Source organism: Streptomyces virginiae, from assembly GCF_041432505.1.
Taxonomy (GTDB): Bacteria; Actinomycetota; Actinomycetes; order Streptomycetales; family Streptomycetaceae; genus Streptomyces; species Streptomyces virginiae_A.
This window is the reverse complement of the sequence record NZ_CP107871.1, coordinates 7,526,202-7,544,293: the sequence shown is the minus strand read 5'-3', so window position 1 is coordinate 7,544,293 and position 18,092 is coordinate 7,526,202. Positions and strand designations below refer to the sequence as shown.

The following is an 18,092-nucleotide window of genomic DNA, read 5'->3' as shown; positions in this document are numbered from 1 at the left end:
CTCCCGCCGACGGCGCGGGCAAGCCTAGGCGACCCTGGGCAAGCCTCCGCTGTCGGTGGCGGCTGGGACACATGGACAGGGATGCGGAGTTGCTGCGCGGGGGTCTCTACGGCATGTATGACGACGACCCGAACGGCCTGCGGCCTGGCTGGTACTACGCCGCGCTCGTCGGTGGTCTGCTGGACGGGCTGCTGCTCACGTCACCAGCTGGACGGTGGAGAAGATCCAGAATACTGGTGCGGCCGCGGGCACAAGGCTGCCTCCCGCTGCTCCTCTTCGTCGCTGGTCGCGGTCAGGATCTGGTGGAGCCCGAAGGGAACAGCGGCCTGTCGCTTCGCGGCTGGCCATGGGGAGGGCGGGCGGAGCGGAGGGCCGACCGGGACCTTGAGCCGGCAATGGACGTCGCCGCGGTGGAGCAGACCAGCCGGACGCTGGAGGCCGCAGCCGCCGAGATGGCCGCCCGGCTCCAGGCCGGCATCCGGGAACGAGCCGCCGCCCGCCGCAGCTCACCCAAGCCCGCGACGGCAACGGCCCCGCCGCCGAGCGCCCAGCAGCCTGTCCAGCCCGCTCCGGTCCGGACCACACCCATCGGAGGAATCGCATGACCACCACGCCGCCCGCGGACCCGAGCATCGAAGCCGTCGCAGCCCGGCTGAAGGCAGCTTCCCAGGAACGCGCCGAGGCGTACGCGGCGCCGACGGACTGGCAGCCGATCTGGAAGCGGCCCCGGAAGCCGAAGACGATCAAGGCGAAGAAGGCGGAGCTGGCCAAGCAGCGCAAGCGGCACCACCGACCTCGACTGATCGTCCCGCGCCGCCGACATGGCCCTGTCCGGTTCAGCCGACACCATCCCCCTCACCTGCAGAACACCCGGTTCACCAGGCACAGCACGGAAGAGGAACACCGCACCATGACGAACACGACCGCACTCCCGAGGATGCTGCGCTTCACCGACCCTGGCCTGCGCGAGCAGCTGGAGGCACTGCCCGCCTCTGCGGCGCTCATCGGCATCGGCACCAACGGCACGGCGATCGCCGTCGACCTCGACGACGCGCCGCACGTCCTGGTCTGCACCGGCACGCGGGGTATCGCATGCGTGCCGCGTGCACGGGTGCTCGTGTGCCCGTGCACGCGAGTCGGGGCCAAGCGGGAGGTGTGGCCCCTCGGTGTCAGGTGGCTGTCCGGAAGAGGGTGCGTGCCATCTCCAGGACATCGGGTTCGGTGAGGCCTGCTTGTCTCGCGAGGTGCGCGAAGTGTCGGCATGCGTCCACCACGCGTGCCTGTGTGGGGGAGGTCGACGTGACGACTGCGCCTCGTCCTGGTCTGAGGTCGATGAGGTGTTCTTCCTTGAGGATCTGGTATCCGCGCAGCACGGTGTGGACGTTGATGTCGAGGGTTCGTGCGAGAGAGCGGGCTGAGGGGAGGCGTTCCCCCCGGTGCAGTGTGCCCTGGCCTAGAGCTCTGCGTACCGCGGCGGCGATCTGTTCCGCGAGGCTGACGGGCGACGAGTGATCGATTTCGACCAGCATGTCAGCGGTCCTTGGGGCTCTGTTCGCGAAGCCTGTTGACGAGCTTCGCGGCTGTCTCAGCGTCGTCGATGGTGATGACGAACGTGGTCTGGTTGCTCAGGCCGAGCCACAGGGCGTCGCCTTCGCGGAGCGAGATCGCGCTGAGGCCGGGATTCCAGCGGTAGCCCCAGCCTCCGATTTCGAGGGGGCGTGTCCAGCGGGACGAAGCTTCCGTGATGCGGGGGAGAGGGAAGTGCCGTCGGAGAAGCGGGAGGCAGACTGATGCTGCCGTGACTCCGCGCTCGGAAACGGTGACCCTGACCGCCGACGTGATCAGGAAAGCCGCGGAGAACAGCAAAAGCGACAGTTCCCAGAGCCGGTGTGAGGGATCTACCGCTGCGGCGACCAGGAAGGCGGCGGCCGAGACCAGCCCGGTGGCGAGCATCCACCCGCTGACGAGGGAACGCTGCCACACCAGGACCGGGCCCGTTTCCCCTTGCCGGCTCATGCTCGCTTCCGTGACACGAGCCATCCGCCCACCGCCACAGCGAGTCCCACCGCGACGGCTGTGACGACCTGTTGGCTGGACAGCCGTACCTCCTGGCCTTCAGAGCCGGTGCTGACCCACATGGCCAGCATGAACAGGCACGCGGTTGCGGATGCCAGGCCCCAGGCGAAGACGCCCAGCGCCCGCACGGTGGTGATGGCGGCCTTGGCGGATATGAGGGCGGCACCGATGCCGGCGGCCTCGATCAAGAAGACCACCATGTACTGGCCAAGTGCGGCGGCGGGGGAGCTGAATCCGTTGGCATCGCCGTCAAGAGTGAAGTGGGTGGCGACCCTTCCCGTGAAGGAGCTCCTGAACAGGAGAAACGCGACTGCTGTAGCCACGGCTCCCACGATGAAGGGTGCCGCCAGTGTGAGGGCGCGCTGGGTCGGGGCTAAGGGCGTCTTGTTATCGGCTGTCATCTGAGGTCTGTCCCTTTCATGTCGGGCACGCCCGAAACTTGCATGGTTCGTAATAGAACAAGATCAACACTTGCAACGGCCACCTACCCGAGGTGACGCACTGCCATGCAGGCCTCCCCGAGGAAGGCCGGATCTGTTCGATCAAGTCGGAATTCGATACGACTTTCGAATTTACGACTGTACTGTCCACTCATCCCACCTCATTTATTGCATAACGCCACAAGTGGGGTCTAGCGAGAGGAAGTTACCCATGCATCGTCGCGCGAGCGTCGCCATCGCCGTGGCATCCGTACTGGGCTTAAGCGGCGTCGCCGCACAGGGTGCGATGGCCACGACCAAGACCTTCGCCCCCCGCGCGGCCGCGGCGGCAACCCCGCAGGCCGCGCAGGACGGACGGGCGCTCTTCGAAGGGCTTGCCTTCGCGCAGGGCCCGGTGGCCGAGGATCTCGGTGAGTCCGGCAAGTTCGCAGACCTGGCCGCCCTGCGCCAGAACAACAGCACCCCGGAGCAGAGGCAAGCGGCCTCAGCTCTCCTGGACAAGGTGCAGGCCAACCAGCCGCAGTTCTTCGGAACCTTCGCCGGCAAGCTCCGCTCCGGAGACCCGCGCAAGGTCCAGGACGGCATCAAGGAAGCGGCCGGCGTCCTCAAGTCGCTGGCCGATCAGGCACCGCCCGTCAAGCCTGGTGACACCGGCACGGGCACCGGACAGTGCGCCACCGTCGTCCTCGCCGTGAACGTACTGGTCGCCGTCAATCTCGGCGGCGCCGTCAACGTGTCGGTCGCCGTCAACATCCAGGCCGCTGCCAATGTGGCGAACGCAGTCAACTTCTGGTGGTCGCCGCCCAGCGGTTCCGGCTCCCTGAGCGCGGACGAGCAGATCGCCGAACTCACCCAGGTCCTGGCCGCCTGACGCACGGCACCCAGGTGGGGCTGCCGCCAGGGCCTTGGCGGCAGCCCCACCCCCGTCCTCAGGACTCTCCCTCTCACCAGCACGCGCCGACCGCCTACCGACTCGGGGACCACATCCATCCATGCGTATCAACAACAGGATCCAGGTCGGCTCCGCGAGGCCGGAACACCTAATCGCGGTGCCCCGTCCCTGGATCGCGGCGATCGCCGTCCTCTGGACGCTGGTGAGCCTCTACATCGCTCAGAGCTTCCTGCCCCACAACGTGCTGCCCCTTCCCGCACAGGCCGACGCACGCAAAGCGGCAGCGGTCGTAGCACCACAAGGATGGGCCTTCTTCACCAAGTCGGCCAAAGATCCCCAGTACGCCCCGTACCGGTTGATCGACGGTGGCTGGAAAAGCGTCGCACTGACTCCGCATTCCAGACCGTCGAATCTCTTCGGCTTCGACCGCGCTCCCCGCTCCCAAGGCATCGAGATAGCGCTGTTGCTGCACCAGGAAGACATCAAGTGGAGCGCTTGCGAGAGTTCCGCCCCTGTGGCCGACTGCCTGGCGCGAAGTACTCCTGAGGCGGTTAACACGGTGACCAACCCGTCCCCGTCTCCCAGTCTCTGCGGCCGTGCCGCAGTCGCTGAGCTGCGGCCCGTCCCCTGGGCCTGGCGCCATCTGGCACCCGAACGCCACACACCACAACGAGTCGCGGTATGGGAGGTGCGCTGCCCGTGAACCAGTACATCCCGCGGCCGTGGACCAATCTGTACGGACTCGCCCGTACCCTCGTCGCCCTGAGCACCGCAGCGACCTTAGCCGCGTCAAGCGTAGAGACCCTCTTCAGGCCGGTAGCCACCATCGGCGACTATCCCCTCTGCCGCTCCACCACCGCGGCCAGCCTCTTCTGCCTGTCACCTGACAGCTACACGCACCTGACATGGCTGAAGTGGATCTGTGTAGCCGTGCTCGCCGTCATCGCCTCCGGATGGCGGCCGCGGTTCACCGCTCTCCCGCACGCCTACATCAACTACAGCGTCTTCTCCGGAATCTCCATCGTCGACGGCGGCGACCAAATCGCCCTGATCCTGTCCGTCCTTCTGCTTCTGCCGGCGCTCGGAGACACACGCCGATGGCACTGGCAGGCTCCACGCTCCCCGGAAACCGACACACGTACCACCCACGCCCTCGCCCTTATAGGGATCAGCGGACTGGTGATGGTGCGTTTGCAGATGGTCGTCGTCTACCTGCAGGCCGCCGTCGCCAAGCTCCCCCACGCGGAATGGCAGGACGGTACGGCGATGTGGTACTGGGGAAGCCACCTCGACTTCGGCCCCGCCCCATGGCTGGACACCTTCACCGCTCTCATCCTCGCCAGCCCGCTGGGCGTTGCCCTCATGACCTGGGTTCCAGTGGCGATCGAAGGCGCGCTGGTCGTCGCCGCACTTCTTCCGTGGAAGATACGCCGATGGGCCATGTACGCAGGCATCACCTTCCACCTCTGCATCGCCCTGATGATGGGACTGTGGAGCTTCGCCCTGGCTATGACAGCGGGCATTCTCATCCTCTGCCTGCCTCTGGGGTCTGCCATCCATGCGCGGACCATCAGCAAAGACGCCCCTCCCCTGGACCGGACTCCCGAACCCGAGCCACTTGCACCACCGGTTCCCCAGCACTGATCCGCCACGACGTGCCCGCCATCAGCCTCCGGCGGCAGGTGGTCTCCTTCCGCGCCGCCGAGGGCCGGGCACTCGAAGCTGCGGTGGCCCGGCGATCCGGTGAACCAGACGGGGACGGCGACGAACGAGGAGCTGCGGCTTTGCCCCCGGCAGCCGACTCTAGTGTGGCTCCTCGGACGAGAAGCCGGCGGCAGAGCCTCGGTCGTCGGCTGCGCCGGTAGGCCTATCGCGCGGGCACACGGGCGCCCTGGGCACGGATTCGCAGGACCGTCCGTGATCGGTAACCGGCGCGCCCCGGTACCCGGGCGGCGCAGAAACCGGTGGCGTGTCCGGTCGTTGAAGGACGCGGGACGGACACCGCCCTGGGGCCGGCTCCACCGTTCCCCCGGGTCTACCCGGGGCGGGCCCAAGTCCTGACACCTGACACGCTCCGCCTCCTTCCGCATGGGCCGCGGGGCGCACGGGGCGGCGTCAGCGTCAGGTGTCAGGACCACCAGCGTGGGCGCGAGGCGATCGACGCCGGCGGGGGCGCTGGTCCGTGGTGGGGGAACCTGACGGGGCAACTGCGGGGGAATCTCGGGGGGAGGCTGACGGGGAACCTGAGGGGGAACCGTGGGGCGGACTCACCATGCATCGTGGCTGCTGGGGCCGGGTCCTGGGTCTGGTGAGCCGCCGGACTTACCTACCTGGAGCCGGTGTGGATGTGGCTGAATTTTCGGGTGGCTGGTGGAGGTGTGATCGCTAGCGTGGCGTGATCACGAGTTCCGGGAGGCACAATGCGCCAGCGAGTCGGGTTAGGGGTTGGGGTGGTGGCGGTCATCCTGACGGGTTGCGCCGGTGGCGCCTCGGACGGGAAGCCGGCCGGCCCGCCGGCGTCTGCGGCTGCCCCGGTGTCGGTGGATCCGCAGGCGGCCGAGAAAGCCGCGGTGTTGGCCGCGTACGCGGGCATGGGCGCCGCCGAGGTCCGCACGTACACGTCCGGGACGTTGGACCCGGAGGTGGAGCGCTACGCGACGGACAAGGCGTTGGCGGACATCAAGGCGACGCTGTTCTGGTACCAGCAGCGCGGCACCCGCATGAAGGGTCAGCCGGCCCACGCGGCGGCGGTCGAGTCGCTCGATGCCACCGGCGACCCGCGCCGCGCGGTCGTCACCGACTGCGTGGACTCCACCGACTACGACAAGGTCGACAAGGACGGCAACCCGACCGGTGCGGCCCCGGCCGGGCCACGCCGTCACGTGGTGACCTCCCGCCTGCAGCGCACCGGTTCGGGCCCATGGCTCGTGTGGAGCTCCACGATCGAGCGGGACCGCACGTGCTGACCCGACGGCTGACGGCGGCGGCCGCGGCCGCCGCGACGCTGCTCGGGGCGGTCGTGACGGGCACGGCGGTGGCGGACGACCCGGGCGGCGGCGTGGTCTGCCCGCCACGGGACCTGGACTGCGACGTCACAGCTCACGACCCGGGCAAGCCACCCGTGGGCAAGCCTGGCGGGCAACCGGGCAAGCCCCCCTCGGAGGGGGGCTTGCCCACCTGTGCGATCGACGGCGAGGAGGTGCCCTGCTCCACCCCCGAGATGGGGACGTTCAACTCGGCGGACTCCTGCTACTGGAAGCCGACCGACGGCCCGGCCGGAGGCCTTCCGCCCGGCTTCGACACCGGCGCCCCGCCCGGCTGGAAGCCCGGCGACCCGGGCGGCCGGCTCTACCAGGTGACCTGCCCGCGCGGCGGGGACGTGCGGGGCGGGATCCGCTGGTCGGCGACCGGCCCGGCCGGCGGCGGCGTCGACGTCCAGGCCCTCGCGCAGCAGGCTGTCGAGCGGCTGCGCCTCGAGGGACCGGACATCGGCATCGTGCCCAAGCCCGAGGGCAAGGGCCTGGTCGGGCTGCCGGTGTGGATGTGGAACAAGCCCGGTCCGACCCGCACCGGCCCGGCGACCGCCTCGGCGTCGGCGGGCTCGGTCACGGTCACCGCGACCGCCACGGTCCGCACGGTGGTGTGGTCGATGGGCGACGGCGCCACCATCACCTGCACCGGACCGGGCACCCCGTACACCCCGGACCGGGGCAAGGAGATGTCCCCGACCTGCGGGCACAAGTACACGCGCACCAGCGACGGCTCGCCGGGCGGCCGCTACCCGGTCACCGCGACGACCACGTGGGACGTGGCGTGGGAGGGAGCGGGGCAGACCGGCACGATCACCACCACCCGCCAGAGCGCCATCAGCCTGGCCATCGGTGAGCTCCAGGTCCTCGTCAGAAGCCGTTGTTCTATCGGTCTTGAGTGCGGTGTGATCGAAAGCGACTGCCGGATCGGATGAATTTGCTCCTGTCCGTGCATGAGGACAGGGCCTCTCGTGCAGTTCGGGTTCTTGAGACACCGAGCAAGACGAACCGCTCCCGGAGCAACTCCGCGTCGCGCAGCTCGGCAAGAACCGGGTCGGTTTCCTGACGCAGCACCTCAACGCGCCTCCGGCACCCCCTCCCGCTCCTCCAGCAAACCGACCGTCCCCATATCGAGGTGCGCGATGTCCGGTCGCAGGCGCACAATGCGAGTCCAGCCCCAGGGCGCGGTCCCACGGGTGGAAGCGACGTGCGGCGCTGACGACAACCGCAGCGCGCCCAGAGGAGCTCCGACGCATGTCATGCAGCGAAGACGCCGCCGTCAGAACAGTCCCGCCGGCCACGAAAACGGGGCGCGACCTGATACGAGCCCCGTGAAGCTCCACTCCTACGTCCTCTGCAAGTACGACGAGGCCAGACGCCGGGGCGACATCGACGACTGGACCGACCATTCCGACATCGGCGCGTCCTTCGACGGACGCATCCTGACGGCTGAGGAGTATCAACGGACCGAGGACCGTTACATCGCGGCTGCCGACATCCTCGCGAGAGCGGCCGGCGCCTCGCACTTCACCCTGCGGAACGTCTTCCTGCACAGCCCTCCGCCGGCCTGGCTCGGAGAGGTGTACGAGGGCCGAATCGTCGACAAGACCTCAGCCCTGCGGATGCTCAGAGGGCACATGTCCGGAGACACTCCCGCTGCCTGGTTCGACAGCGAGAAGATGTGCATGATGATGGGCTTCGACTTCTACATGCACGTACAGATCCCTGAGCGAGCCCTCGCGTCTCTCGATGAGATCGACGAGATGGGCCTTTTCGTCTTGGGAGACCAGGAGCAGGACGAAGACGAAGACGAGGAAGTGCACGTCTCTCGGCACGCCGATGACACCTTCTGGACTGAGGTGGCCGGGGGGTTGGCCGTCAGGTCGTCCGCACAGCAGCAGGAAGCCCGGACGCTTGTCGTGGAGCGCTGGGCCGGCGGAAGACTCGGTCACCGGTTGTGGCTCGTGGCAGCCGACGACCTCTCTTCGGTGGCCGCATCGGTGAAACGTCAGGCGCTGATCTCCGCCTTCATCGATCTGGAGATCCACGCGACCTCTCGGGGCGAGGTCGCGCGTGCCGTGGAGGCCGCGCGACGGGCCCAATCGGACGATGACGGAGCAGACGTGGTGATCTTCCCACTGGCCAGCGACAGAGAACTCCGCACCGTCACCGTGGAATGGGATGCCCCCTTGCCGGACGACGGTGACCTACCCCCAGGACAGGAGTTCGGGGTATTCCCGTGGCCGGCAGAGGACGCGGTGCGCCTGGAGGCGGTCGTGCCGGGAGACGACGGTTATGTCACCGCCCGTTGGGTGGCCTCTTCGACGTCGTGAGGCCGCCCGCGGGACCTTCAGGGCTCATCGCGGCTCCGGACCGACTTCGCTTCAGGGGTAGTTGCCGTATCGATCGTGGCGGTTGCTGATCGAACGGCAGTCCCGTTCGGGTGGTCGCGGTGCGACAGCCGCATAAAGGCAGGGCCTCCGGTGCAGCTCCTGGGTGTTGAAGCCGGAGAAGCACCAGGGAGGCCCTGTTGTCGCAGTTCAACGCCTTCGTGCGGGCCGGGTCCAGTCCGCTCACCCCGTCGTGTGACTGTCTCGCGCACCGGTTCGGGAACGCCGCGGACAACGGGACGCGTGAGCGGCGCTACCCCACCGACATGACGGACGCGCAGTGGGCCGTGGTCCGTCCACTGCTGCCGGTGCCGGGCTGGCTCGAGGGCCGTGGCGGGCAGCCGGAGGCGTACTGTCACCGGGCAATGTTGGACGCGGTCCACTACCTGGTCGACAACGGAACCAAATGGCGGGCCATGCCGGCCGACTTCCCGCCATGGGACCGGGTCTACGCCTTCTTCCGACGCTGGCGCGAACACGGTCTGATCGTCGAGTTCTACGACCGGCTGCGGGGGAAGGTCCGCGAGAAGGCGGGCCGGGACCCGGAGCCGACCGCGGGAGTGATCGACTCCCAGTCGGTGAAGGCGGACGCCGTCGTCGGCGCGGACAGCCGCGGATTCGACGGCGGCAAGCTGATCAACGGGAGCAAACGGCACGCGGTGGTGGACACGCTCGGCCTGCTGCTGGGCGTGATGGTCACCGCCGCGGACACCGGCGACCGCACTGCCGCCCGGGTACTTCTCGAGCAGGTCACCAACGCGCATCACCGGCTGGAGCTGATCTGGGCCGACGGCGGATACACCGGCAGCCTCATCGAGCACTGCCTCGCCACGCTCGCGCTGGTCCTGGCAATCGTGAAACGCAGCGACGACATGCGCGGCTTCGTCGTACTGCCCAAGAGATGGATCGTCGAGCGGTTCTTCGCCCACCTGATGCGATCCCGCCGCCTCGCGCGCGACTTCGAACGCCGCACCGCCAGCGCCGAGGCGATGGTCTACTGGTCGATGACCCTGCTCATGACCCGCCGCCTGACCCGGACTCGCTCTGCAGCAGCGTGAACCGCCCCGACACCGGCTCGGCCAGCCACCCCCGGGCCACCAGCCGCTTCGCCTTCGACCGCAGCGTCTCCACCTTCGCCGGCACCGGGTCAATGCCGAACGCGACGGCCATCTCCTGGCAGGTCAACGGTCCCTGGCCGAGACCTTGCGGGTCGGACAGGACCCGAAGGATGCGCTGGTAGTCCACCGACAGTACCGACCAGGCCAGCCCCGCGCGCCACACCGGCACCACCGACTTCGGCTTCGCCGGCTCGGGCTGCGGACCAGTTTCCCGCAGGCCCCCGGTGGAATCCGGGGCGGCATCTCCAGCACCGCCCAGGGCCAGGACCTCGCCGACCCGCGAGCGGGCAATGACCCACTCGCTCCAGTCCTGCTCGGCCACCACCAGCTCGGCCTGGACGCGATCGGCCTCCTCCCGCAACTCCTCCACACGACGACGAGCAGCGAGCTCCCGCTCTTTCAGCAACCCAGAAACAGACGGCATCCGCGACCTCCCGGAGAACAACAACCCGACGAGACGCAACTCCCACCGAATCACCGCTCCTACTCCTGACCAGCGGAAACACCGCAGCCACCACCGGAAAGAAACAGCCACTTAGCTCCCGCCCGTGCTCGCGGTATCTGCCTGGTCACAGCTGGTGAAGCACGGCGAGGAGCTCAGGCAAGACCGTCGCTGAGGGGCAAGGCGGCGCCCGAGTCCAGCGGAACGGTTTGGCGCGGTAGCGGTAGCGGAAGAGGCTGGCGTTACCTGCGTTACCTGCGTTACCTGCCCGCCTGTCCTCTACTGGGAGTAGAGTCGATGGATGGCAGACGAGACGAGCATCAAGGTGAGTGCGGCGACCCGTGACCGGCTGGCCGCGCTGGCGATCGAGCAGGGCACGACGATCCGGCAGCTGGTCGAGGAGCTCGCCGAGGGCCGGCCGACCCAGGCCGAGTACGCGGAGCGTGCCGAGCAGGCTCGTGCCGAGCTTGCCTCGGTGCTGGGCACCGTACCGAGCGAGGAGGCCGAGGCGAAGGCTCGCGGCCTCCTGGAGCGCCTGGGCGCCCGGCAGGACTCGGCGGCCGCGTAGTGGGGCCGATCGCCGTCGTCCTGGACCACACGACGGCTACCGCGCTCCATGATCCCAAGGACCCGTACAACGACGCCGTGGCCGCGTTCTACGTGCAGGCCTCCGGTGGCCTGGGCACGCTCTACGCGCCTGTGCTCTCCCTGACGGCCGGCGACACCGGGCGGCCTGGCCTGCTCGCCTACATCAACGGGCTGCGGTTCATCGAGATCGAGCCCTTCGACACGGCCGCCGCCCTGTCCGTCACCGAGCTCCTGCACGCCGGGCACCCTTGGGCGACTGTCCACGCCATCCACGCGGCCCGCCCCTCGGCAGACTTCCCCGCCGGCCGCTACCTGCTCACCCTGGAACCCGATCTGTACGACGGCACCGGCGTCCAGGCGGTCCATCCGGACCACTAAAATCATCTCTGGTCTGCAGGGGCCTGGAGGGCGCATCGGTGTGGCCTTCGAGGCGAGCAGGGGGTATAGCAGCAGGCGCCGGATGAGCGCTCCGGCGAGGAGGGCCGCCCATTCGCCGGTCAGGTACGCGGCGCGGAGAACGGCGATCACTGCGGGGGCCCGCATCGTACCAGCCCGGTTGCGGGCGCAGCGCCCCCGGGGACCATGCTCGCTGCTGGCCGCCCCCGCACCCATCTTCTGGAGGACCTCGTGACACGCACCCCGAAGCAGCCTGTCTGGTACATGGCCACCCCGGCCAACGGCATCATCGAGCGCCTTGCGAGCTGACGGTCTTGCCGTGCGCGTCGCCGGCCGCCGCTTCGCCCTCCACACGCAGCCGGACGTCAAGCCCCGCCGCGGCCGCCCGGTCCACCAGGCCCTCAAGTTCGGTGAGCCCAGCGCCGGGCTCGGGCCCCGGAGCCAGATCCGACGGCTCGCGCAGGACACCGATCACCTCGCCGAGCCGGTCGACGGCGGCTCCCGCCCTGGCGCGGATGTCCCGGGCGGTGGCCCGGTGGTCCTCAGACAGACCAGGGGCCAGCTTCAGTGCCCCCGCAGACAGGGCGATGAGGCTGAGGTCGTGGCCTAGGAGGTCATGCATGTCCTGCGCTATCCGGGTCCGCTCGCGCAATCGGGCCTGTTCGGCGACCAGATGCTGTTCCCGCTCCAACCGCGCGGCCCGCTCCCATCCGGCCCGGACCAGTTCGCGGTACTGGCGCAGGAACCGGCCCGCGAACCACGGCAGCATCGCCGCCACGAGCAGCAACCCCACGAACTGGCTCGCCCAGCCCAGCCACGTCGGCACCAGCAGCACAGCCACCACGGCGGCCGCGAGCACTCTCCGACCAAGGCCGCCCCCGTGCTCCGGTTCCGTCCCGGCTGCCCGCCCGCGAGGAAGGCGCAGACCGCCGCGGGTACGCCCCACCACAGAGTGGCGACACCTGTGCCAACGGCCGCCACCGCCCCGATGAAGAGGCCTGCGGACAGTACCGGTGCTGGCACCCGGGCGATGATCACTGTTCTCACGGACGCGACCCTACGGAACTCCGCCGCCCCGAGACACTGCCGAAAGTCCACTACCGCAGGCCCGGGATCTAATGGCCCTTGCCGAGCAGGCCGGATCAAGGACTGCACGCGGACCCCTGAAGGGCCCTCAACTCAAGAACATCGACCGCCTTGCGGCGGCGCGCCGGTACCGTGCTCCGCCGCGCGATCCGCCCAGGGCTTCCCCACCGCCGGCGACGGGCAGGCAGGATGGGTCTGGTCCGGCGTCGCCTGTTGTGGCCTTCGGCCGCGGCACGCGACGGGTACATGGCCGAGGCTGTAGGGAGCATCCTCGAAGACCCGTCCGCCAAGATCGCCCAGTCCGATGAGGTGAAGGGCTCGATGTGGCTGAAGTGCCTCCCATCGGCTGGTGTCGAACTGAACTCCCAACGGGCGATGCACAGCCGCGTCTGGTCGGGCAGGGGCCCGTAGCCGCCGGATGGGTTGCATCCACCGCGCTGTGAGTGGGGAATGGAGAAGACGAGCTGCCGGTCGGGCAGCAGGTGCTGCGGGGCCTGACGGAAACCCTATCGCCGTAGGCCAAGGGCATTGCGCCGAGGCCCCCGGGAACGGCCTGCCGCTGGTTCAGGAAGGCCGCTGTATGTGGGTGCGGGTCAGAGGGCGGCTTCGCTCACGCCGGGAGCCGACCCTTCCTACGGACAGTCTGAGCAGCTCGTTGGCCTACCGTCGCCTGCGCCATTCGCAGGTCTCCGTACGAGCAAGTGGCCGCCTCCCCGCAGAGGGGGGACGGCCGCTGCTGCTGTCAACCGGGCCGATCGGTCACATGGCCGGCCGGGGATCCGGCACCGGCAGGGGTGCCGTCGCCAGCGCAGCCACGGTCCACCGCTGGGCGTCACTGCGGTTGCAGCTCCAGAGCCAGAGCTGGGTTCCGCTCTCGGTTCGGGCCCCGTTCAGGTCGAGGCAGCGTCCCGCGACGGGGTTGAAGATGCTGCCGTCCGCTCGGGGATGGAACTGCTGGGCGGGGTTGCCCTTGCAGGTGACGAGCTGGATGAGGGTCCCGTCGGTGGTTCCGGCGTTGAGGGCGTCGAGGCACTTGCCCTGTACCCGGATGGAGCCGTCGCCGCGCACTTCGAACGTCTGCGGGCCGCTGCCGTTGCAGTCCCAGAGCTGGATCTTGTTGCCGTCGGCCGTGCCTCCTTGGTCGTTGTCGATGCACTTGCCACCCACGACGGTCAGCGAGATGGGGCTGGCGGCTCCCGGGGCGACGGGGGCAGCTGCGTACGGGTAGACGGCGAGGTTGCTGACGCCGCCGGTGAAGCCGCCGAAGGTGTCGGGCTGCCCGTTGACCTTGTACCGGCCGAGGACGAGCGGTCCGACCGGGGCCGGGCTGTCGGCGGCCCGGTGGTGTCCGCTGGCTGCGAGGATCCCGTTGACGTACAGGCTCATCCGGCCCGTGTCGGCGTCGTAGACGGCGGTCAGCCGGGTCCACTCGCCCTTGGTGACGCGTGCGGCGGAGTTGCCGCCGGGGGAGGTCCAGTCGTACTCCCAGCCAGCGGTGTCGCCCTTGGCCAGGGCGAAGCTCCAGGTGCCGTTGGGATCGGCGTAGAGGGTGAACGCGCTGCTGGTCGTGCCGTCCTGGCTGAGGACGAGGCCGCCGGCGCTGTCGACCTTGGCCATCGTGGAGATGGTGAAGCTCTTGCGCGTGTCGATGACCTTGTCGGTCCCGGTGCCGGCGGTGATGGTCGAGTCGGCGCCGCTGAAGGCGGCGTAGGGGGTGGTGCGGCCGTCGACGGTGCCGGTGGGCCAGGTGATGCCGGTGGTGGTGGCGGGGTTGTTGCCGATCTTGCTCGGGGTGGTGGTTCCGCTCTGGCCGGTCAGCAGCCACTGGAAGCGGGGTGTGTTGAGGTTGCCGAGGGGGACGACGGTCGGGTCGATCCCGGTGACGGTGGGGTGCTGGGTCGCCGTGCCGAGGCCGGTGAAGGAGACGAGCTGCTGGTCGGTGCCCACGGCCCACAGGTCGGGCACGCCGTCACCGGTGAGGTCGCCGTCGGAGCCGATGCGGGGGTAGGCCTTGGGGTCGACCTTGCCGGTGAGCGTGCCGGAGGCGGGGTCGGTGAATCCGGTGAGGTCGGGCGCCTCGGGGGTGCCCTTGACCGTGAAGGCGTGCAGGGATCCGTCGGCCTTGGAGCGGGCCCAGAGGGTGGGGAAGTCGGTGCCCTGGGCGCGGCCGGGGGTGATCAGGTCGTAGGCGTCCCAGCGCTGGTCGTTGGTGGAGAGGAGGATGGCCGGGGAGTTGAGCTCGTCCGCGCTGCCGGCGGGGCTGTGCCACAACCGTCCGTTCTCCACGAACACAAGGGAGGTGCGGGGCAGGTTCCCGTCGCCGTCCGCCTCGTCGCCCGTGGTCGACCCGAGCGCGACGATCTGTGTGACGTTGGACCAGTTGGCGCCGTATCCGTGGGCTGCGCAGTCAAGAGTCGCCAGTGCCGGAGTGGCGCACCCGACGGGCTTGACCAGCTTGCCAGGGGCCTGTCCGTCGAAGCGCCCCCCGTTGCCGTCGTTGGTGTACAGGTGCAGATCGGGGTTCCCCGGCTCGTGCGCGATGAGGTCGTCGATGTTCTTGAAGCCCAGGCTGCCGCGGTGGGTGGTCTGGATGTTGCTCCATCCGTGGCCGCCGGGGGCGGGTCGGATCCGGGCGTTGGGTGCCGCGTACGGGTCTGCGCCGCCGTTGAACTGGCGGAGGTTGCCCGCACCGTCCGGGAGCAGGATGTCCGCTTTCCGGTCGCCGTCGACGTCGCCGAAGATCGGCGCGGGGGCGTTGGGGTCGGACGGTGCGTAGTAGCTGTAGGCAACGGGCTGGGATAGGTTGCCCGCGATGTCCTGGGTCTGGAAGTAGAGGAAGTTGGTGCCCCAGCGAGGCGGGGTGACCTTGATGTCGGTCTTGCCATTGCTCAGCTTGACGATGCCGGGGGCCGTGTCGGTGCACTTCCAGCTGGTGTTCGCGGCCTTGACCGGGTCGGTGGTCCAGCGGCCGCAGGCGAGCCCGGAGAAGTGGCCGCCGCCGAGCGGGGCGAGGTCGGTTCCCGAGAGGGTGAATGTGCCTTCTTCACCGGCCTTCTTGGGGTGGGCGTCGATGGAGCCGGAGGTGGGGAAGTCGGTGGAGGTGACGGCGGCCGTGGGCGGGGTGCGGTCCACCCGGAAGTAGCAGAGGGCCGAGTCAGCGCTGGTCAGGGTGCCGTCGGTGGTGCGGGCCTTCCAGCCGTACACGTGGCCGTCGTGGATGAGGTCCGGCTGCTGGTCGAGGTTGACGGCGACGTCGCCGTAGTCACCGTTCCAGGGTGTCTGGGGGTAGAACGTCTGCTGTCCGCGGTTCTCGTCCCAGATTTGGAACGTGGTCTGGAGCTGCTGATGGGTGGGGGACCAGGTCGAGGCGTTCAGCGTGATCCCGGTGTGTGCGCCGATCCAGCCGGGGTTGTCCCAGGGGTTGGCCGTTCCGGGGGTGGTGCAGTCGCCGTGGACACCGGTGTCGGCGAAGGCGGGGGTCGGGTTGGTGCGGGGCCACCAGATGGTGGGGGTGAAGTCGTACTTGACGACGATGTGTGGGGTGTTGCTGAAGCGCTGGCGGAAGTATTTGTTGTACTCGTCGTCCGGCGCGAGACCGAAGGTGAAGTTGCTCCACTTGTCCCGGGCCGCTGCCTTCATCTGGCTGACGACGTCGAAGGAGATGTCTCCCGAGCCGGACATCCAGGTGCTACCGATCTTTGTGCAGCCGGCCATGCGGGACGCCTCGCCGCAGGGCTGGTGGTCCCAGCTGGTCGGGTTGCCGATCGGCGGCGTGTGGTAGAGGCCCATCGGCGTGTTGGTCGAGGGGCTGGAGGAGGAGACGACCGTGGCGTACAGGCGGGCTTCGAGGACCTCGGCGCCGTGGATCGTGGAGTTGATGCCGACCTGGAAGTAGGCGCGAGTGCGGCCGATTCCGGTGCAGGGCGGGTTGCCCACGTCGTAGCCGCAGTAGCCGGTGGCCGGCTTGTCCTGGCCGTCGGTGGTGCCGTTGTACTCGTTGGTGGACCGGTACGCCTCCTGGACCTGGGCCCAGGCCTGGGTGGTGTTGTCGAGCGTGGGGTTCAAGCCCGGGTCGATGAACCAGGGGCCGGTGCCCTGGCTCAGCAGTGCGGCGTCGGGGACGAGCTGGATGCCCTTGGCATCCACCGAGGTACTGATTTTGGCGACGGTGGCTCCGGTGCCCGGGCCGTCCGTGGTCGAGGCGACGGTCGGTCCGCCCTCGGCCGGGGATGCCGCCAACGTGCGGGTGCCCGCTGTCTTCGACACGCTCTGTTGTGGGGCGGCGGTGGCCGAATCCCACATCATCGGTGTGGGTGCCGAGAAGCGGATCCGTCCCTGGGCATCGGCCGCCTTGAGGTTGCCCGCCGCGTCGGCGGAGACGGTCAGGCCGACGGTCTCGACACCGAGTTGAAGCTTCTTCACTGCCGGGTTGGCCGCGGCTTCGGGTGTGCGGACGATGAGGATCTGGCGCCAGCCGCCGAGGGTGGTCGCGCTGAGTTCGAGGTCGACGTTCGGCAGGACGCCCTGGTACAGGGCGCTGTCGCCGTTGAGGGTCGGCTTGGGCAGTGCGAACGGGGCTTTGAGCGCGAGCTTCTTGCCGTCGGCGGTGGTCATGGTGGCCATCGGGCCGTTACCGCCGCCGGAGAAGCTGAGCTTCGACGGTACCGCGCTCGGGGCGATGGAGCCGTCGGCCTGGACGCGGAGCGTGGGATCGATTCCGCGCCAGTTGCCTGCGGCGTCCTTGATGCGCTGCGGGACCGGCGCGGTGTCAGTGGTGAGCGTGCCGTCGGGGTTGGCGAAGGTCTGCGAGTTCTCGGTCGTCAGATGGCCGACGACGGTCTGCTTCCCACTGGCTTTGGCCTCGGCACGGGCGGCGTCCAGTGCCTTTTCGGCCTCCGTGGGCGCAGGCTTCGGCGTCGGGGCAGGCCAGTGGGGATTGGCCGGGCTGTGACCAGGACTGGCCGCGGCATGGACCGGTGGGGCGGCGAGCAGGCCGGCGCCGAGCGAGAGGACGGCGGCGACAGGAAGCACGAGCACGCCCGACGCGGCACGTCGACTGCGGAGGCCAGGCGGCCAGGGTGTGCGTGAAGGAAGTTTCGCCCTCAAGGCAGAGGTCCTCGCTGTGAGCGGTCTGTGAACAGAGATCAGCCGCACCGTTCCTTCCAGTCTGCAAACCTGTCAACAGTCTGTGAGATTCGAATGTCCACTTCATGACGGCGCATACCGGCTTGCACCCCGAGTGACATTGGTCATGCGATGTGGATTCCATAAATCCCTGGGCGTGTCGAACGTCCGTTCCTTAAGGTGCGTTCGATCTGGGCCCAGTGGCCCGGTGTCGCCATGTTCCTGTTTCCTGTGGGGGGATTCAGTTGTCTCGTAGGGGTGGGTTCGCCATGCGTTGGAAACGCGGGCGAACGCGGGTAGCGGTCACCGCCGCGCTCGCGGTTCTCTTTTCTGGTGCGGGTCTTCCTGCAGTTCAGGCGGCGGAGACGCCGCCGAAGGTGTGGGTGCCGCCGAATACGCCGCTGCCTGACGCCAAGCCGGTGAAAGGTTCGAGCGCGAAGCTGGCCGGAAATAAGACACCGGGCGGCCGGAAATGGTCGGTGTCGAAGGATTCGGCCAAGCCGGCCGGCGC

General features: G+C 68.9%; 18 protein-coding genes. 11 read left to right on the top strand and 7 right to left on the bottom strand.

From position 1 onward, the window contains the following. Positions 1 to 71: 71 nt before the first annotated feature. Positions 72 to 605, top strand: a complete 534-nt coding sequence (locus tag OG624_RS34680; protein WP_371640294.1) for a hypothetical protein — start codon at positions 72 to 74, stop codon at positions 603 to 605. Continuing rightward, a complete protein-coding gene (locus OG624_RS34675) occupies positions 602 to 1,225 on the top strand; it encodes a hypothetical protein (RefSeq protein ID WP_371640293.1) in 624 nt (207 codons plus the stop codon). The genes OG624_RS34680 and OG624_RS34675 overlap by 4 nt, the downstream gene beginning before the upstream one ends. Here the strand turns inward: OG624_RS34675 and OG624_RS34670 are convergent. Genes OG624_RS34670 through OG624_RS34660 form a run of 3 tightly spaced genes read right to left on the bottom strand, consistent with a single transcriptional unit; the run spans position 1,170 to position 2,399 of the window. Next, entirely contained in the window at positions 1,170 to 1,529 is a 360-nt protein-coding gene (locus tag OG624_RS34670; protein WP_331718975.1) for a GntR family transcriptional regulator, read from the bottom strand. The genes OG624_RS34675 and OG624_RS34670 overlap by 56 nt on opposite strands. 1 nt (position 1,530) lies before the next feature. Further along, entirely contained in the window at positions 1,531 to 1,953 is a 423-nt protein-coding gene (locus tag OG624_RS34665) for a hypothetical protein (protein WP_371640292.1), read from the bottom strand. Positions 1,954 to 2,012: 59 nt separating this feature from the next. Further along, positions 2,013 to 2,399 (bottom strand): hypothetical protein, encoded by a 387-nt coding sequence (locus tag OG624_RS34660; RefSeq protein WP_371640291.1) that lies wholly within the window; start codon positions 2,397 to 2,399, stop codon positions 2,013 to 2,015. A 328-nt stretch (positions 2,400 to 2,727) separates the two neighbouring features. Here OG624_RS34660 and OG624_RS34655 point away from each other — a divergent pair, with 328 nt between their 5' ends. From OG624_RS34655 to OG624_RS34625, 7 genes are all read left to right on the top strand, one after another. After that, positions 2,728 to 3,387 (top strand): sporulation delaying protein family toxin, encoded by a 660-nt coding sequence (locus OG624_RS34655; protein WP_331718978.1) that lies wholly within the window; start codon positions 2,728 to 2,730, stop codon positions 3,385 to 3,387. A 121-nt stretch (positions 3,388 to 3,508) separates the two neighbouring features. Continuing rightward, positions 3,509 to 4,111, top strand: a complete 603-nt coding sequence (locus OG624_RS34650; protein WP_371640290.1) for an SdpA family antimicrobial peptide system protein — start codon at positions 3,509 to 3,511, stop codon at positions 4,109 to 4,111. Then, positions 4,108 to 5,052, top strand: coding sequence for a sporulation-delaying protein SdpB family protein (locus tag OG624_RS34645; RefSeq protein ID WP_371640289.1), 945 nt, complete (start codon positions 4,108 to 4,110; stop codon positions 5,050 to 5,052). The genes OG624_RS34650 and OG624_RS34645 overlap by 4 nt, the downstream gene beginning before the upstream one ends. 890 nt (positions 5,053 to 5,942) lie before the next feature. Then, positions 5,943 to 6,374, top strand: a complete 432-nt coding sequence (locus OG624_RS34640) for a hypothetical protein (RefSeq protein ID WP_371640288.1) — start codon at positions 5,943 to 5,945, stop codon at positions 6,372 to 6,374. Then, entirely contained in the window at positions 6,368 to 7,372 is a 1,005-nt protein-coding gene (locus tag OG624_RS34635; protein ID WP_371640287.1) for an ATP/GTP-binding protein, read from the top strand. The genes OG624_RS34640 and OG624_RS34635 overlap by 7 nt, the downstream gene beginning before the upstream one ends. 396 nt (positions 7,373 to 7,768) lie before the next feature. After that, entirely contained in the window at positions 7,769 to 8,770 is a 1,002-nt protein-coding gene (locus tag OG624_RS34630; RefSeq protein ID WP_371640286.1) for a hypothetical protein, read from the top strand. A gap of 197 nt (positions 8,771 to 8,967) precedes the next feature. Continuing rightward, on the top strand, positions 8,968 to 9,885 hold the full coding sequence (locus tag OG624_RS34625; protein WP_371640285.1) for an IS5 family transposase: 918 nt from the start codon (positions 8,968 to 8,970) through the stop codon (positions 9,883 to 9,885). Here OG624_RS34625 and OG624_RS34620 read toward each other — a convergent pair. After that, a complete protein-coding gene (locus OG624_RS34620) occupies positions 9,842 to 10,369 on the bottom strand; it encodes a hypothetical protein (protein ID WP_371640284.1) in 528 nt (175 codons plus the stop codon). The two genes, OG624_RS34625 and OG624_RS34620, sit on opposite strands and share 44 nt — an antisense overlap. Before the next feature lie 319 nt (positions 10,370 to 10,688). On the opposite strand from OG624_RS34620, the gene OG624_RS34615 reads away from it, so the two are divergent. Together OG624_RS34615 and OG624_RS34610 are read left to right on the top strand one after the other, a co-directional pair. Next, complete coding sequence (locus OG624_RS34615; protein ID WP_030965736.1) at positions 10,689 to 10,955, top strand: hypothetical protein; 267 nt, start codon at positions 10,689 to 10,691, stop codon at positions 10,953 to 10,955. Beyond that, complete coding sequence (locus OG624_RS34610) at positions 10,955 to 11,353, top strand: hypothetical protein (RefSeq protein WP_371640283.1); 399 nt, start codon at positions 10,955 to 10,957, stop codon at positions 11,351 to 11,353. The genes OG624_RS34615 and OG624_RS34610 overlap by 1 nt, the downstream gene beginning before the upstream one ends. A 304-nt stretch (positions 11,354 to 11,657) precedes the next feature. Here the strand turns inward: OG624_RS34610 and OG624_RS34605 are convergent, their stop codons facing one another. The 3 genes from OG624_RS34605 to OG624_RS34595 form a co-directional block, all read right to left on the bottom strand. Beyond that, positions 11,658 to 12,230, bottom strand: coding sequence for a sensor histidine kinase (locus tag OG624_RS34605; RefSeq protein WP_371640282.1), 573 nt, complete (start codon positions 12,228 to 12,230; stop codon positions 11,658 to 11,660). 986 nt (positions 12,231 to 13,216) lie between these two features. After that, entirely contained in the window at positions 13,217 to 17,494 is a 4,278-nt protein-coding gene (locus OG624_RS34600) for a ricin-type beta-trefoil lectin domain protein (protein WP_371640281.1), read from the bottom strand. A gap of 439 nt (positions 17,495 to 17,933) precedes the next feature. Continuing rightward, positions 17,934 to 18,080: a hypothetical protein gene (locus OG624_RS34595; RefSeq protein ID WP_371640280.1), complete on the bottom strand. Its 147-nt coding sequence runs from the start codon at positions 18,078 to 18,080 to the stop codon at positions 17,934 to 17,936. Positions 18,081 to 18,092 lie beyond the last annotated feature (12 nt).